The organism is Bacillus paranthracis (assembly GCF_024296885.1).
Classification (GTDB): domain Bacteria; phylum Bacillota; class Bacilli; order Bacillales; family Bacillaceae_G; genus Bacillus_A; species Bacillus_A paranthracis.
In genome coordinates, this window is record NZ_CP101135.1 from 4130973 (window position 1) to 4149070 (window position 18098).

General features: G+C 37.7%; 14 protein-coding genes and 1 other annotated feature. Of the genes, 2 read left to right on the forward strand and 12 right to left on the reverse strand.

Going from position 1 to position 18098, the window contains the following annotated elements; genetic code table 11:
• Positions 1–628: 628 nt before the first annotated feature.
• From aspS to NLJ82_RS21450, 11 genes are all read right to left on the reverse strand, one after another.
• Positions 629–2404, reverse strand: coding sequence for an aspartate--tRNA ligase (gene aspS, locus NLJ82_RS21400; protein ID WP_000840908.1), 1776 nt, complete (start codon positions 2402–2404; stop codon positions 629–631).
• Between the two features lie 12 nt (positions 2405–2416).
• Positions 2417–3688: a histidine--tRNA ligase gene (gene hisS / locus NLJ82_RS21405; protein ID WP_000027087.1), complete on the reverse strand. Its 1272-nt coding sequence runs from the start codon at positions 3686–3688 to the stop codon at positions 2417–2419.
• A gap of 69 nt (positions 3689–3757) precedes the next feature.
• Positions 3758–3988 (reverse strand) — a binding site (T-box leader).
• 54 nt (positions 3989–4042) lie between these two features.
• Positions 4043–4219, reverse strand: a complete 177-nt coding sequence (locus NLJ82_RS21410) for a hypothetical protein (RefSeq protein WP_001242605.1) — start codon at positions 4217–4219, stop codon at positions 4043–4045.
• A 264-nt stretch (positions 4220–4483) separates the two neighbouring features.
• Positions 4484–5179 carry an alpha/beta fold hydrolase gene (locus NLJ82_RS21415; RefSeq protein WP_000447391.1) on the reverse strand — a complete coding sequence of 232 codons (696 nt, stop codon included), beginning with the start codon at positions 5177–5179 and terminating at the stop codon, positions 4484–4486.
• A gap of 128 nt (positions 5180–5307) precedes the next feature.
• Complete coding sequence (locus NLJ82_RS21420; RefSeq protein WP_001266956.1) at positions 5308–5748, reverse strand: D-tyrosyl-tRNA(Tyr) deacylase; 441 nt, start codon at positions 5746–5748, stop codon at positions 5308–5310.
• Positions 5749–5765: 17 nt separating this feature from the next.
• The gene (gene relA / locus NLJ82_RS21425; protein WP_001262809.1) at positions 5766–7949 is read right to left on the reverse strand and encodes a GTP diphosphokinase; all 2184 of its coding nucleotides are present in this window, start codon (positions 7947–7949) and stop codon (positions 5766–5768) included.
• A gap of 210 nt (positions 7950–8159) precedes the next feature.
• Positions 8160–8672: an adenine phosphoribosyltransferase gene (locus NLJ82_RS21430; RefSeq protein ID WP_000346214.1), complete on the reverse strand. Its 513-nt coding sequence runs from the start codon at positions 8670–8672 to the stop codon at positions 8160–8162.
• 47 nt (positions 8673–8719) lie between these two features.
• Positions 8720–11059, reverse strand: coding sequence for a single-stranded-DNA-specific exonuclease RecJ (recJ, locus tag NLJ82_RS21435; protein ID WP_000941259.1), 2340 nt, complete (start codon positions 11057–11059; stop codon positions 8720–8722).
• Between the two features lie 101 nt (positions 11060–11160).
• Complete coding sequence (locus tag NLJ82_RS21440) at positions 11161–12054, reverse strand: cation diffusion facilitator family transporter (protein WP_001993152.1); 894 nt, start codon at positions 12052–12054, stop codon at positions 11161–11163.
• Positions 12055–12360: 306 nt separating this feature from the next.
• Complete coding sequence (secDF, locus tag NLJ82_RS21445; protein WP_001119080.1) at positions 12361–14625, reverse strand: protein translocase subunit SecDF; 2265 nt, start codon at positions 14623–14625, stop codon at positions 12361–12363.
• A 270-nt stretch (positions 14626–14895) separates the two neighbouring features.
• Positions 14896–15180, reverse strand: coding sequence for a post-transcriptional regulator (locus NLJ82_RS21450; protein WP_000886980.1), 285 nt, complete (start codon positions 15178–15180; stop codon positions 14896–14898).
• Positions 15181–15352: 172 nt separating this feature from the next.
• Between NLJ82_RS21450 and spoVB the strand changes: the two genes are divergently transcribed.
• Positions 15353–16912 carry a stage V sporulation protein B gene (gene spoVB, locus NLJ82_RS21455; RefSeq protein WP_000198289.1) on the forward strand — a complete coding sequence of 520 codons (1560 nt, stop codon included), beginning with the start codon at positions 15353–15355 and terminating at the stop codon, positions 16910–16912.
• A 29-nt stretch (positions 16913–16941) separates the two neighbouring features.
• On the opposite strand, the gene NLJ82_RS21460 is transcribed toward spoVB, so the two are convergent.
• Positions 16942–17589 (reverse strand): DUF421 domain-containing protein, encoded by a 648-nt coding sequence (locus NLJ82_RS21460; RefSeq protein WP_000455393.1) that lies wholly within the window; start codon positions 17587–17589, stop codon positions 16942–16944.
• 102 nt (positions 17590–17691) lie between these two features.
• Here NLJ82_RS21460 and NLJ82_RS21465 point away from each other — a divergent pair, with 102 nt between their 5' ends.
• Positions 17692–18075, forward strand: coding sequence for a TIGR04086 family membrane protein (locus NLJ82_RS21465; protein WP_000349147.1), 384 nt, complete (start codon positions 17692–17694; stop codon positions 18073–18075).
• Positions 18076–18098: the final 23 nt, after the last annotated feature.

The following is an 18098-nucleotide window of genomic DNA, read 5'->3' on the forward strand; positions in this document are numbered from 1 at the left end:
ATCGAGGCGCTGAAGCCAGGAGGAGCACAGTGTAGCGTTACTACTCGAGCACCGGACTGGCGAAGCAACGATGAGATGCGACAGTTATCTGAACCGGACTTTTTAAACTCCCTTCCAATACACGTTTAAAAAGGAGGATTCAGAGGGCCGAGCAGATCGAGGCGCTGAAGCCAGGAGGAGCACAGTGTAGCGTTACTACTCGAGCACCGGACTGGCGAAGCAACGATGAGATGCGACAGTTATCTGAACCGGACTTTTTAAACTTCCTTCCAATACACGTTTAAAAAGGAGGATTCAGAGGGCCGAGCAGATCGAGGCACGTATGCTAGGAGGAGCGCAGTGTAGCGTTACTACTCGAGCACCGGACTAGCATACGTAACGACGAGATGCGACAGCCATCTGAACCGGACTTTTTAAACTTCCTTCCAATACACGTTTAAAAAGGAGGATTCAGAGGGCCGAGCAGATCGAGGCACGTATGCTAGGAGGAGCGCAGTGTAGCGTTACTACTCGAGCACCGGACTAGCATACGTAACGACGAGATGCGACAGCCATCTGAACCGGACTTTTTAAACAACCTCTCAAAAAAAGCCTAGATGGTATTAGTATAACCATCTAGACCCTATTCTTACTTCTCTTCTTTTAAGCTTAATTTTAAGTTTAACTCTTCAAGCTGTGCTTCTGCAACTGGGCTTGGAGCTTCTGTTAATAAGCAGCTTGCGCTTGCTGTTTTCGGGAATGCAATTGTATCACGAAGGTTCGTACGACCTGCAAGTAACATAACAAGACGGTCTAAACCTAATGCAATACCACCGTGTGGTGGCGTACCGTATTCGAATGCTTCTAATAAGAATCCGAATTGCTCTTGCGCTTCTTCTTGTGAGAATCCAAGTGCTTTGAACATTTTTTCTTGTACGTCACGCTCATAAATACGAAGTGATCCACCACCAAGCTCATAACCGTTTAATACAAGGTCATATGCTTGCGCACGTGCTTTTTCTGGTGCTGTTTCTAATAGCTCAACATCTTCACGGAATGGCATTGTGAATGGGTGGTGAGCTGCGAAGTAACGATCTGCATCTTCATCGTACTCAAGAAGCGGCCAATCCGTTACCCATAGGAAGTTAAATTTACTTTCGTCAATTAACTCAAGCTCTTTACCTAGACGTAAACGAAGTGCACCTAAGCTATCTGCAACAACGCTCTTCTTATCTGCTACGAATAGTAATAAGTCACCAGCAGTAGCTTCTAATGTATTCATTAACACGTTTGCATCTTCTTCACCGAAGAATTTCGCGATCGGTCCTTTTAAGCCGTCTTCTTCCACTTTAAGCCAAGCTAAACCTTTTGCACCGTATACTTTTACGAATTCAGTTAATGCATCGATATCTTTACGAGAGTATTTGCTCGCAGCACCTTTTGCATTAATTGCTTTTACTTGTCCGCCGCTTTCTACAGCACTTGTAAATACTTTAAATCCACAACCTGCTGCAAACTCAGATAAGTCTGTTAGTTCCATTTCAAAGCGTGTATCTGGCTTATCAGAACCGTAACGAGCCATTGCATCAGCGTAAGTCATACGAGGGAATGGTGCACTAATCTCTACACCTTTCGCATCCTTCATAACTTTCGTCATCATGCGCTCCATCATATCTAAAATTTCTTCTTGTGTTAAGAATGAAGCTTCAATATCGATTTGCGTAAATTCTGGTTGACGGTCTGCACGTAAATCTTCATCACGGAAACAGCGTGCTACTTGATAGTAACGTTCAAATCCGCCGACCATAAGAAGCTGTTTAAATAGCTGTGGAGATTGTGGTAATGCATAGAATTCACCATCATGTACACGACTTGGTACTAAATAATCACGAGCTCCTTCTGGCGTGCTCTTCGTTAAAATTGGTGTTTCCACTTCTAAGAATTCTTCTGTGTCTAAGAAGTTACGAATTGTTTTTGTTACGTCATGACGCATTTTGAATGTGTTGAACATTACAGGACGACGTAAGTCTAAATAACGATATTTTAAACGCACATCTTCTGATGCATCTGTATCATCAGCAATAATGATTGGCGTTGTTTTCGCTGCATTTAATACATTTACTTTCGTTGCTTGTACTTCAATACGCCCCGTTGCCATATTGTCATTAATTGCGCCTTCACCACGCTCAACAACTGTACCTTCTACGTGTAGTACGTATTCGCTACGAATTGTTTCTGCTACTTCTAGCGCCTCTTTTGATGTTTCTGGGTTAAATACAACTTGTACGATACCTGTACGGTCACGTAAGTCGATAAAGATTAATCCACCTAAATCACGGCGTTTTTGTACCCAACCTTTTAATTGAACTGTTTGTCCAACTGCTTCTACTGTTACTTTTCCACATGCATGCGTTCTTTCAGCCACTGTAAGTTCCCCCTATATTAATTTCTCTGCTACGTATGAAGCAAATACATCTAATGCTACTTCTTCTTGTTCGCCTGTTGCCATGTCTTTTAAGTTGATGATACCTTTATCTAACTCATCTTCCCCTAATACAGCTACAAATTTCGCTTTTAGACGATCTGCTGATTTAAATTGTGCTTTCATTTTGCGATCTAAATAATCTTTTTCAACTGATAATCCAGCTTTACGAAGATCAAACGCAACTTTTGCAGCATGGTCTTTTGCTTTTTCACCAAGCGCTACAACGTAACAATCAATGCTATGTTCGATTGGCAATTCAATGTTTTCAGCTTTTAGTGCCATAATTAAACGTTCAATACTCATCGCAAAACCGATACCTGGCATTTCTGGTCCACCGATTTCTTGTACAAGTCCGTTGTAACGTCCACCACCGCTTAATGTAGTAATAGCACCGAAACCTTCTGCCTCACTCATAATTTCAAATACAGTGTGTTGGTAGTAGTCTAAACCACGTACTAAGTTCGGATCTTTTTCAAATGGAACATCCATCATCGTTAATAGTTCTTGAACTTTTTCGTAGTATACTGCTGAATCTTCGTTTAAGTATTCTGTAATAGATGGTGCTGTTCCCATTAATTCATGGTTACGGTCCTTCTTACAATCTAAAATACGAAGAGGGTTCTTTTCTAAACGAGATTGACAGTCAGAACAGAATTCGCCGATACGTGGCTCAAAGTGTGCGATTAATGCATCACGGTGTGCTTGACGGCTTGCTGCATCACCTAAGCTGTTTAATACAACTTTAATATTTTTTAAGCCCATGCCGCGGTAAAACTCTACAGCAAGTGCAATTACTTCTGCATCAATTGCAGGATCGTTACTACCGATTGCTTCAATACCGAATTGTACGAATTGACGATAGCGACCTGCTTGTGGTCTTTCGTAACGGAACATTTGACCGATATAATATAATTTCGTTGGTTGTGTTGCGTCACCGAACATTTTGTTTTCAACGTAAGAACGTACAACAGGTGCAGTGCCTTCTGGACGTAATGTTAAACTACGCTCTCCACGATCTTGGAATGAGTACATTTCTTTTTGCACGATATCTGTCGTATCACCAACACCACGTAAAAATAACTCAGTGTGTTCAAAGATCGGTGTACGAATTTCTTTATAATTGTAACGACGGCAAATTTCGCGTGCTTGCCCTTCGATATACTGCCATAACTCAACAGTGCCTGGAAGAATATCTTGCGTTCCGCGTGGGATTTGAATAGACATATTCAGTTCCTCCTCAAATTGTTTTAATCTTAATAAAAATAAAAAAACTCCCGCCTCTACTGTTTGAACAGTAGGGACGAGAGTATTATACCCGTGGTGCCACCCTAATTGAAGCACGTATGCTTCCACTTTTTTAATAACGCTTAAATGTGCGTTCATCCCTACTAAGCGTATATGCCGTTCAAGTTGAAACCTCTAGAGTGTCATTCAATCAGTCATCATGTAGAAATGTTTTCAGCCTAAGACATTTCTTCTCTTTCCATGTGTGTCTCATTTACTCTTCTCTATCAACGGTTATATTCATATGTAAATATAAAATTACTATACGTTTGTTCAGTAGGATTGTCAAGTGCTCTAAGAGCGTTCAATCTGCTTCTTTAGACGCTTTACATCTTGAAGAGAAATGCCAAACTCAGAAGCAAGCTCCATTGAAGTATTGTTTTGCTCTTTTGAAATAAAATCATGAAAATTCACGTTAAACAGTTGATTTGCACCATTTGTAACAGAATGCCCTTTTTCATTCATACGCATACGTATATCCCTCACATTCAATATGGATGTTTTACTTTTTATTGTTCCATATTGATTAGAGAGTTATACATAAACGAAAAAGCTATTGACTCAAAATAAACATTAGTATTGGATTTATAACAATGAGCTAGTCCACTTGCTAGCATATGATGCTTCAAATAATATAACGATACGATACAATACCTACCCCAATTACGAGAATTTCTAACATTACATGTAATACAACTTGCGCGGCCATTTCTTCTATAGGAAGTAAAGCATACACTAAATTACTTCTACACTCTGATTCAATATACGGACCAATGCCTCTGGATTAGTTTCCATTACCCAATGCCCACCAACTTCAATAGAAAAAACCTCCCATTTTCTATCTCTTGCTTTTTTTGCTGATTCTAAAAAGATAGACGTCATTGGCCAATGTTCTGGATTATCCTTTACTTCTACGTATATATGCGGTATACATTGTGCTTTAGAGTTTTTTATTTCAACCGATTGTGTAAAAGCCAACAATGGCATCGCTGATTTTCTTTCATCTATTGTATTTCTAGGAAGAACACGCCATCCCTCCCCGTATACTTTTACTTCTTCTATAAAATGCGCGGCCATTTCCGGTCCAGAAATATCCATAACAGAATCACCATCTTCCGGAAGCATTGCATCCACGTATACTAGCTCCTTAATGAACTCGGGAATCACTTCTGCCACCCCTGTAATTACCATACCAGAATAACTATGTCCTACCAAAATTACATCTTTTAGACCCTGATATTTAATAGTATTAACAATGTCTTGAATAAATGTCTTCAACCCTATATTAGGTTGCATAAGATGTGTTCGTTCCCCAAGTCCAGTTAATGTAGGAGTATATACACTATGACCCTCTTCCCTTAAAAGTTCAGCTAGTTTTTTCCAAACATAACCGCCATCCCATGCTCCATGAACGAGTACAAATGTTTCCATAAGTTTTACCTCCCATAATCCCCCGATTATATCGTTTATTTTCTTAACTATCATAACAATAATTAACAAAATATACCATTAAAAACCATAAAAGAAGAGAGGGGCTCATCCCCTCTCTTCTTGCAACACTATTTACTTTCCACAATTAAGGTAACCGGACCATCATTGATTAAAGAAACATCCATCATTGCTCCGAACTTCCCTGTTTCTACATGCAATCCTTGCTTACGTACTTCTTCATTAAAGAAATCATATAAACGCTCTGCATAGTCAGGTTTAGCTGCATCCATAAAGTTTGGACGTCTTCCCTTGCGGCAATCTCCGTATAATGTGAATTGCGAAATGGATAGAACTTGTCCTTCTACATCAAGTACAGAATGGTTCATCTTTCCGCTCTCATCTTCAAAAATACGTAAGTTCGCAATTTTTTCTGCAATGTAAGTTGCATCTTTTTCTGTATCTTCATGCGTAATGCCAACTAGTAATGTTAAACCGAACGGAATTTGTCCTACGATCTCACCGTCTACTGTGACAGACGCTTCTTTTGATCGTTGTAAAACAACTCTCATCTTTTCTACACTCCCTATTAATGCATCATGCGTCGTACTGCATAAATTTCTGGAACACGTTTAATGCGTTCTACTACTTTTTTCAAGTGCTGTAAGTTACGAATAGAGATTGACATATTAATTGTTGCCATCTTATTACGGTCACTTCTACCAGAAACTGCTGAAATGTACGTTTTCGTCTCTGTAACAGCTTGTAATACTTCGTTTAATAAACCACGGCGATCGTAACCTGAAATTTCAATATCAACGTTATACTCAATTTCTTTTTCAGGGCTACCTTCCCACTCTACTTCTAATAAACGTTCTATAGCTTCTTCTGTATGAACATTTACACAGTCACGGCGGTGAATCGATACGCCTCGGCCTTTCGTAATATACCCAACGATATCATCACCAGGTACTGGGTTACAGCATTTTGATAAACGAATTAATAAATTATCTGCACCACTTACTTTAACGCCAGAATCCCATTTTCGAATTTTCATCGGTTTACGAACTTCTTTAACTTCAACAATCTCTTCTTCTTCACGTTGCTTACGGAACTTGTCCGTTAGTCGCGTAACAATTTGCGATGCAGTGATACCATTATATCCAACTGCCGCAAACATATCTTCTTCATTTGCAAAGTTGAATTTTTCAGCAACTCGTTTTAAATTGTCAGGCGCTAACACTTCTTTCATCTCATACTCTAGGCTACGCACTTCTTTCTCAACAAGTTCACGGCCTTTTTCAATATTTTCATCTCTACGTTGTTTCTTAAAAAACTGACGTATTTTGTTTTTTGCATGAGATGTTTGAGCAAGTTTCACCCAATCTTGACTTGGTCCATACGAATGTTTCGATGTTAAAATCTCAATGATGTCACCTGTTTTTAATTTATAGTCAAGTGTCACCATTTTCCCGTTTACTTTTGCACCAATTGTTTTATTCCCAATCTCTGAATGCACACGATATGCAAAGTCAATTGGAACAGATCCAAGTGGTAATTCCATTACATCGCCTTTCGGTGTAAAGACGAATACCATGTCAGAGAATAAATCAATTTTTAACGACTCCATAAACTCTTCTGCATTAGAAGCTTCATTTTGCCATTCTAATATTTGACGGAACCATGTAAGTTTCTTCTCTAATGTACCTGTTGTTTCTGCTGTTTTTCCTTCTTTATACGCCCAGTGTGCCGCGATCCCGAATTCTGCAATCTCATGCATTTCTTTCGTACGAATTTGCACTTCAAGCGGATCACCTTTCGGTCCAATTACAGTCGTATGAAGAGATTGATATAGATTTGCTTTCGGCATTGCAATATAATCTTTAAAACGACCTGGCATCGGCTTCCAGCACGTATGAATAATTCCAAGTACTGCATAACAATCTTTAATACTATTTACAACGACACGTACAGCTAATAAATCGTAAATTTCATTGAACTGTTTATTTTGCAGTGCCATTTTACGATAAATACTGTAAATATGTTTTGGTCTTCCAGAAATTTCAGGTTGAATTGCAACTTCGTCTAATTTCTCACGAATACCAGTCATTACTTCGTCTAAATACTCTTCACGTTCTGCACGTTTACGCTTCATTAAATTTACAATACGATAATATTGCTGTGGATTTAAGTAGCGAAGTGACGTATCCTCTAGCTCCCATTTAATAGTACTAATTCCGAGTCTATGTGCTAAAGGCGCAAAGATTTCTAACGTTTCATTCGCAATGCGACGCTGCTTCTCTTGAGGCAAATGTTTCAATGTACGCATGTTATGAAGACGATCAGCTAGTTTAATTAAAATAACTCGAATATCTTGAGCCATTGCAATAAACATTTTGCGATGGTTTTCTGCTTGTTGTTGCTCATGAGATTTATATTTAATCTTTCCAAGCTTTGTCACACCATCAACAAGCATAGCAATTTCTTTATTAAATTCCCGTTCAATATCTTCTAATGTAATCTCTGTATCTTCTACTACATCATGTAAGAAACCTGCTGATACTGTAGCTGGATCCATGTGTAAATCAACTAAAATACCTGCAACTTGAATTGGATGAATAATGTATGGTTCACCCGATTTTCTGTATTGTTCGCTATGCGCATCGCGTGCATATTCATAGGCACGTGCTACTAGCTCAATATCTTCATCCACTAAATATTGACTTGCTTTCTCGAGTACCTGTTCAGCTGTTAGTACCTGCTCATTTGCCATCGAATCACCTTTTATTGAAAATTGACTTTATCTTTATTAAATAGAATAAATTATATTCTATCATTATAACCCAATGATTGTGAATTGTGAAAAGGAAAAGATTTTACTGACATTTCACTATAATTTTTGGTTCAATTATACAAAAGTACCCGCTCCTCTCCAAGAGATTCACGGGTACTTTTTATCACCGTAGTTCTACCTATATAGTGATTAGTATTTTTCTAATACTAATACATCGTAACCATCTAACATTTTACGACCATCTAAGTAAGTAAGTTCTACTAAGAATGCAATTCCTGCTACAACTCCGCCTAGCTCTTCAACTAACTTAATTGTCGCTTCAATTGTTCCACCTGTAGCTAATAAGTCATCTGTAATTAATACGCGTTGACCTGGTTTAATTGCATCTTTATGGATTGTTAAAACATCTTTACCATATTCTTTACCGTAGTCAACTGTAATTACTTCACGTGGTAATTTTCCTAATTTACGAACTGGCGCAAATCCTACTTCTAATGCGTAAGAAACTGGGCAACCAATAATAAAGCCACGAGCTTCTGGACCTACTACAAGGTCGATGTCTCTCTCTTTTGCATACTCAACGATTGCATCTGTTGCTGCTTTGTATGCTTTACCGTCGTTCATTAACGGTGTAATGTCTTTAAACACAATACCTTCTTTTGGATAGTCCGGTACAATTGCGATATGTTGCTTGAAATCCATATTTCTGAATCCTCCTCAGATCTAAAAGGTTTGTAAATACAAATCCTTTACCCTAACTGTTCTACTTCTTTATGATTACGAATCGTTTCAAACCATGTATATAGTTGCTGATATGTGCTATAAACCAATTCTTTTTCTAATTGTAAGTGGTTCATTTTCTCACGATATGTGTTCGATTCAATTAAATCACGCTTTTGTTTTTTGTCTGCCATAAAAATGACGCCATCTTTTATTGTAACAAATTCTAACTCAAAAAACACCTGTGTCATGAAATTTACTGTATCTTTTGACCAACCTTTATGTTGACATAGTTGTTCTCCATATTGTCTTAAAGAAAATGGTGATTTTTGGCTCAAGAATGAATAGTACCATTTAAAGTGATCCCTCGTTGGAACAGTACTAAATAAATGATTATTCTCTTGATAAAATAGCGTATAAATTCGCGACGGGAACCCAACTTTAAATAGATCTCGTAATTCATCTGTTCCTTTTGGTAAATCAAGTAACACGATGTATTGCTCATCTAACTCGGTTACTTCTGATGCATGCATCATATGCTCTTTATAGTCTTCTAAAGAAAATTTATGCAATACCTCTTTAGAAAAATACACCATCGTGATTTTTTCTTTCGGAAGTTCTGCTAAATTTGCTTCTACGTTACGCATACTACGCCAATCAAATAATTGCCATGCCTCTACAGCAATATCTTGCACCATTAATTGCGGCTTCTTAAAATTATTCCATTCATTGATAGACGCTTCTCCTATTACAGATACTTTTGCAACTGGAGAAATTTCTTTCGCGTACGCACCAAAACCGAATCCAATTGTATCCAATGTTGCTTGTCCATCACGAAGAGACATCTTTAAATGAGAACCGTCTGATCCGATTGCACGAATACTTTCTAACTCCGCATCTTTCACTGCAATACGTGGCTTTGGATTTCCAACACCAAATGGCGCTAACTTTTGCATATCTTCAATTGCTGCAAGTGTTACGTCCTCCACTTTGCAAAAAGCATCGACAGCTGTAATTGGAATAAAATCTTCTTCCGTTAAAATTGTATCTGCCTGTTCATTTAAACGGCGGCGTAATTCATCTACATCATTCATATGTAGCGTCATTCCCGCTGCCATCGGATGTCCCCCGAAGTGTGGCAATAACTCTCTACAATCTGACAAGTTTGCAAACAAATCGAATCCTGCAATACTACGCGCTGAACCTTTTGCAGTTTCTTTTACAGGATCAATGCATAATACAATCGTTGGGCGATAAAAACGTTCAACTAATTTAGAAGCAACAATTCCAATTACACCTGGATTCCACCCTTCTTTTGCAAGCACTAATACTTTATTGTCTTCAGGCGGGAAATTATTTTCCACCTCAGCGATAGCTTCTTCTGTAATTTGCTTTACAATATCTTTTCGCAGTTTGTTCAGCTCATCAATTTCTTCAGCCAGCTCTTTCGCTTCTTCGGGATCCTCTGATAATAAAAGATGTACAGCCGGCGTAGCATCTTCTAAACGTCCAACTGCATTAATACGAGGTGCGATTGAGAAGCCAATACTCTCTTCTGTAATTTCACTTTGCGAAACGTTAGCAACTTTAAATAGCGCCTTTAGTCCAATATTTTTCGTCATGCGCATATGTTTTAAACCGCGCTTCACTAGCAATCTATTTTCACCGTGAAGTGATACTAAATCGGCTACTGTACCAATTACTGCAATTTCTAATAAATGTTCTGGTACACGGCCCAGTAGTGCATGCGCAACTTTAAACGCAACACCAACGCCCGCTAAATAGTGAAACGGATACACACCGCCATCTAATTTCGGATGAATAATCGCAAGTGCTTCTGGCAATTCTGGTGGTGGCTCATGGTGATCTGTAATAATTAGATCTATCCCAAGTTCCTTCGCTACTTTCGCTTCATGTACAGCTGCGATACCAGTATCGACAGTAATAATTAATGAGAATCCTGCGCTATGCGCCCAACGGAATGCTTCTTCGTTTGGTCCATAACCTTCTGTAAAACGGTTTGGGATATAAAATTCTACGTCTGCACCTAATTCTTGTAAGGCAAGATATAATACAGTCGTACTACTTACTCCGTCCGCATCGTAGTCACCAAATATTAATATTTGCTCTCCATTTTGAATCGCCTTATTTACACGTTCTACCGTTCTATCCATTCCTTCTAATAAAAATGGATCATGAAATTCTTGATTTTCTGTATTTAAAAAATCTAAAATCTTATCTTCTGTATCTAGTCCTCTACCGAGGAATAACGAAACGACAAGTGGTGATAATTGTAATTTACTTGCTAATTCACTCACTCGCTCGCCATTATATTCTTTTTCTTTCCAACGCGTCTTCGGTTGTAACACGAAATCACCCCTTAACCTGTTCATTATACAAGACAGATTAAGGGGTGACAATATAATGCAAACTACGATGCAATATCTATATACTAAAATGTTAATAATGTTTAATTTGGAGAATACGGATTTATATGTACAAACACATTTTGTACGTTATCTTGTTTCATAAGCGTTTCTTTCACATGCTTTCCAATGCGATGCCCTTCTTCTACAGTAATGTATGGATCTACAGAAACTTTAATATCAACAATAACGTAATGACCATGTTCCCTTGCGTATAAAGAACCAATTTTTTTTACACCATCTATTTGAAGTACTGCTTCTCTAAGTGGAATAACATCTTCCTCATGAAGAACATGATCAAGCGTTGCATGAATTGCTTCTGCCCCAATACTCCATGCCATTTTTGCAACAAGAAGTGAAACAAATAATCCTGCAATTGGATCGGCATACACAAGCCAATCTAACCCGAACTTACCACCAATAATCGCTGCACAAATACCGATTAAAGCTGCAATTGAAGAAAACACATCTGAACGGTGCTCATATGCATTTGCAATAATTGCATCACTATTTACCTTTTTCCCTAATCGGAATTTATATTGAAACATTCCTTCTTTCACGATAATTGAAAGAACGACAGCAAAAATTGTAATCCCTTTCGGCGGTTCTAGTTCCTGTGAAAAAGCTTTTATGGACGAAATCGCTATCTCGATTCCCACAATAAATAATAATACTGCAACAATAATCGCTGAAATCGATTCCGCTTTACCATGACCATACGGATGATCTTCATCGGGCGGCTGCTTTGCTGCTCGTAACCCAAACAGTACAGCTAGCGAACCAATTACATCTGATGCAGAATGCACCGCATCTGCTAATAGCGCTTTACTGTTCCCAATATAACCAATTACCGCCTTTATAATCGCTAATATAATATTACCAACGATCCCGACAATAGCACCAAACTCGGCCTGTTTAAAACGTTCATCTTTTTCCATCATTAAAATCCCTTCTTTTCTTAACCTATCTTTTTATCCCACTTTAATGGGCAGTAAGACCCCTACCTCAAAATTCAGTGAAAGCAAAAAATTTAGGTGGGGGTCGGGCTGCCCATTAAAGTCCGATTGGTGAAGGCTAATAATCAGTGGGGGATGAAGAAACCCCCCACTGATTAAAGTTTCACTTTATTGTAACAAAAACAGCGATAACATCACCACTTTCTTCCATTTCATCATTTCAAAGTAACTATCTTATTGTATCCACAAACGAAAAAAGAGATGCCTCATAAAGAGACATCATCTTTTTTATACTTGCGGTTCAGATTCTACTTTCTCAACCTTTTTCTTGTTTTTGCCCTTTTTCAAACGACGGTTTTCAAGCATTAACCAAATTTGAGAAGCAACGAAAACAGAAGAATACGTACCTACAACTAGTCCAACAAGTAACGCAAACGAGAAGTTACGTAGTGACTCACTACCGAAGATAAGCAGTGCAATTACTGGGAATAACACTGTTAATACGGTGTTAATCGAACGACCAAGCGTTTGGCGAATACTTGCATTTACGATTTCTTCTAAGTCTTTTATATCGCGAACTCGTTTTTTCTGTTTGTATAATTCACGGTTTCTATCAAACGTAACAATTGAGTCATTAATAGAATAACCGATGATTGTTAACACGGCAGCGATAAACGTTAAGTCTACCTCCAATTGGAAAATACTAAATATAACAATCATAACGAATGCATCATGTAATAATGCAAGCACTGCAGATAATGCGTACGTAAATCGGAATCGAATACTTACGTATAAAATGATAACTGCAGAAGCAATTAATACTGCGATAAATGCATTTCTTGCAATTTCTTTACCAATTGTCGGCGAAACTGTACTTACGTTTGGATCTGTACCATATTTATCGTGGAAGAATGTTTTTGTTTTCGCAATTTCATCTTTTGATAGAACACCTAATGTACGAACTGCGAATCCCTTATTGTCATCTCCAGTCGGTACAATGTTTTCTTCCTTCACGTCAATGTTCAATTCTTTAAAATCTTTATGAACATCAGACACAGTAACTGATTGTTTTGATTGCAAATCGATACGTGTACCACTCGCAAAGTCAATACCAAGATTCATTTTGAAAATTGGTAAAATAATTGCACCTGCAATTACAACTACAATCGAGAAGATAAGGAATTTATGACCGACATTTACAAAGTTAATACGATCAAATTTCGTTGGTGGATGTACTACACCTTTTGTTAACGGAATAATATCCTTTTGTTTCACACCAAAGTATCCTGGTTTTTTATCGAAGTAACGGCTCTTTACAAGTAAACTTAGTAAGAAACGAGTACCGAATACGTTCGTAATAAAACCAACTAAAATACTTACAATTAAACTTGTTGCGAATCCTTTTACAGAGCTATTACCGTAAACGAATAATACACCAGCTGCTGCAAGTGTTGTAATGTTCGCATCTAAAATTGTTGCTAATGAACGATGGTTACCAGCACGGAATGCTGACATCATTGACTTACCAATTTTCAGTTCTTCTTTTAGTCTCTCGTACGTAATAATATTCGCATCAACTGCGATACCTACCCCGAGCACCAATGCCGCAATACCTGGCAACGTCAGAACTGCATGCATCCAGTTAAAGACAAGTAATGTAACGAAAATGTATAAACCTAACATAATAACCGCTACAAGTCCTGGTAAACGGTAGAATACAAGCATAAATAAGAAAATAAGAGCGATACCAATCGCACTAGCGAAAATCGTTTGCTCTAACGCTTGTTGACCAAATTTCGCTCCAACTGATGTTGAATACATTTCTTTTAAATCAACAGGAAGTGCCCCTGCATTTAATAAAGATGAAAGTTGTTTCGCACTTTCAACTGTGAAGTTTCCACCTACGATAGATACTTCAGCTTGGTTAAATACTTGACTTACTGTTGCTGCTGATAAGAATTTCGGATTCGGTTTTGCAGATTCTGCTTTATACGAATCTTTTCCTTCTTCAAAATCAAGCCAAATTACCATTAAATTCGTTGGTGGTGGCATTTTTGAAATTTTCTCAGTTACTTCACGGAATTTTTCAGCGCTTTTTAGTGTAAGACCTACACTCGCACGGCCTTGCTCATCAAATGTTTGCTTCGCTCCGCCGCCTTTTAAATCCGTTCCATCCATAAGAAGGTTGTCATCTACATCACGGAATGTTAATTTCGCTTGTGTTGATAACATTTCACGTGCTTTTTGCTGATCTTGTACACCAGCAAGCTGTACACGAATTCGATCTTGCCCTTCGATTTGAATGTTCGGCTCACTTACACCAAGAACATTGACACGATTTTCAAGAGCACCTACTGTACTTACAAGTACATCTCGATCGATTTTATCACCTTTTTTGGCTGGTTTTACTTCATACAGAATTTCAAAACCACCGCGAAGGTCTAGTCCTAGACTAATTCCTTTTGCTATGTCTTTTCCTGCCGCACCAATTACTCCACCGATTAATAAAACGATGAGGAAAAAGGCGGCAATTCTCGTACCACGCTTTGCCATATGTACCCTCTTTCCGCTACTAACACTTCAAATAAATCTTTTACGATTCACTTTTACACGTGTGCATACGCCTAGTTAGTAGACTTCCTTTCTATAATTTTGCTAGTTCCTCACCAGCTGTGTCGGTAAGTTTTTCACATTACCTACACTTTCATTATTTGTTTTCTCTCTTCACTACCTCCTTTATATATGATCTTAGACATAATTATTTCCTCATTATCAATACCTATCATTATACTGCAAAAGGAAGAACAAACCAATTGCAGTCGGTTATTTATTTTCATATTCATCAAATGACCAAAGCGGGGCTTGATATGCTTCAACAGTTAAATACGTCATATATTCATTAGCTGTTACTGTTAATACGTCATTAACTAATTCATACAATCTAACGTCACTGTCTATCTTTTTCCACTTTTTCACTTTAAGAAACTTCCAAATGTCATCATCTGTTACTCGGTCGTAGCCGAACATTTGGAACTCTTCTACTTTACTTTCTAAAACGACTTGTAACTGTCCGCGGTATGATTCTACCAAAGCCTCTCTATCTAACATATATAACATCTCCTTCTTATTTCAGCACGAAAAGTCGCTTTTAATCCCGCTCTAATGGACAGCAATAACTACTTTCAAGAGTACTCTCTTAAATGCTTGTCATTCTTGTCTCGTACGTGCATATAAATTATTGTAAATCATTCCACTGATTTTGAGAAGGTAGGAGAAGACCATGACGAGACAAAGCTTTTTAAAAGGCGCATTTATTTTAATGATAGCCGGCTTTATTACCAAAATTCTAGGATTTATTAATCGTATTGTAATGGCACGTATTTTAGGAGAAGAAGGCGTTGGCCTTTATATGATGGCCGTTCCTACATTTATTCTAGCAATTACATTAACACAAATCGGTCTTCCTGTCGCAATCGCAAAATTTGTAGCAGAAGCAGAAGCTGTGAATGATAAACAAAAGGTTAAAAAAATATTAACAGTATCATTAGCTGTTACATCTGTTATTAGTATCATTTTAACAATTGGAATTATGCTCCTCACACCTATTTTAGCAAAAACATTATTAACTGATGAACGAACGTACTATCCATTAATGGCCATTTTGCCTGTCGTTCCTGTTATTGCTGTTTCTTCTGTTTTACGTGGCTATTTCCAAGGGAAACAAAATATGAAACCTAGCGCTTACGCCCAAGTGATAGAACAAATTGTCCGCATTACAATTATCGCTATATGTATTCAATTATTTTTACCTTACGGCGTAGAATATGCTGCAGCTGGTGCTATGTTATCAGCCGTTCTCGGTGAAGTGGCATCGTTATTATTTTTACTCACTTTATTCCAGCGTGAAAAACATTTATCTATACGCTCTGGATTTTTCACTACTGTAAAGGAGAGCAAAGGAACATTTTATTCTCTTATGGATATTGCACTTCCAACTACAGGAAGTCGTTTAATCGGTTCCGTTTCCTATTTTTTTGAACCTATCGTCGTTATGCAAAGCTTAGCGATTGCCGGCGTTGCTGCCTCCGTCGCAACTCAGCAATACGGTATATTAAACGGGTATGCATTCCCGCTTCTTTCACTACCAGCCTTTATTACATACGCTCTTTCGACAGCACTCGTTCCATCTATTAGCGAGGCAATGGCAAAAAGACAACATAAATTAGTAGAACACCGCTTACAACAAGCTCTTCGAATCTCACTCATTACTGGCGGGTGGTCAGTCGTTATATTATACGTATTTGCTTCTCCTGTTTTAACTCTTATGTATGGATCAGATAGTGCAACAGCATTCATCCAGCTTCTTGCACCTTGCTTTTTATTTCATTATTTTCAAAGTCCACTTACCTCTGTTTTACAAGCTTTAAACTTAGCACGTGCGGCCATGATGAATACATTTATTGGTGCAATCGTGAAATTAATCGTTATTTTTGTACTAGCTTCAAGGCCAGAGTTTCAAATGATGGGGGTTGCCCTTGCAATTGCAGCAAATATCGTAACAGTAACATTTCTTCATTATGCTACTGTTTTAAAGAAAATTACATTTACCATTTACGCAAAAGACTATATTTTTGGCGGACTTACCATCGGTATCGCAGGCTCCTTCGGTTTTTACCTTCATAAGTATATAGTTTTCTCTCATTCACTTGGCGTACAAACATTATGGGAAATCACTTTAACAACACTCGTTTATATTGTGCTCCTCTTCCTTTTCAAGCTCATTCGAAAAGAAGAGTTAAGTCGTCTCCCTATCATTCGAAAACTTTCATTTTTGAAGTAAATAGGCTTACTATTCCATATAGTAAGCCTCTAGTTTTCTTTCAAATCAACAAAAAATTTTCCATTTTGAAAACTACAGTATAAAATTTGTGTTACATCGTTATAGCCTAAGTTTTTTAATTTTTCAACAAGCCACTCGTCTGTATGTTCAATCATTTGTAAATGATTCGATTGAATTTCTCCATCGATAATAAGGGGAAGCGTAAACTGCAATGCATCCTGCCCGCCTTTTTGTTTTTGAAAGACAGATAATTTCCCAGATGGTTCTAAAATAGCGTATTCTACATCCCTAATATCTCCGACTCCCTGCTCTCTTAATTGCATCATTAAATCATCTATATTATATCGCTGGTTTCTCATCTTTTTCCCATCAATTTTTCCAGCATTAATAATGATTGCTGGTTCTCCTTCTATTAAATGCCGAAATCGTTGAAACTTTAAAGAAATGACAGACAAAATGATCTGTATACACATAAGAAAGACCATCGGAACTAATTGATGCCAAAGTGATTTATCCGTATTTTCAATTGCGACTACAGCCATTTCACCAAGCATAATGAATACGACTAAATCTAATACACTTAATTCTCCTATCTCACGTTTACCCATAAGACGAAAAATAATTAAGATGATAATATACAACAGCATCGTCCGGCCAATTACTGATACCCATTCCATTTTTACATCTCCTTTTTACGTATAGACTCCCCTATAAAAAAGAAAATAGTCTAACTTAGGCAAAAGGAAAATATGCTTGTATTAAAAAGGGGGAATGTATAAATGGATGGAACGAAAAAATTATCAACTGCAATCGGCTTCGGTATCGTTATCCTATTAATTCTCGCAACAGTTACTAGCATGATTATGGCTCTTTTATTAAAATTTACAGATATGAATGAAGGAACATTAGCTGTTACTATTTTTATACTAGCACTTTTATCTATGCTTATATCTGGGTTTACTGCCGGCAAAAAAGCACAAGGGAAAGGTTGGCTAGTAGGCTTCTCAACAGGACTTACATTCACTATACTTGTTTTTCTAGTTAACTATTTAGGCTTCTCTCAAACTTTATCGAACTCGCAGTTACTTTACCAATTAGCATTAATGGGCGCGAGTACACTTGGTGGCATTTTCGGTGTAAATATGTCCAAACAAAATAACTAAAAAAAGGCCCTGCACATTTCATG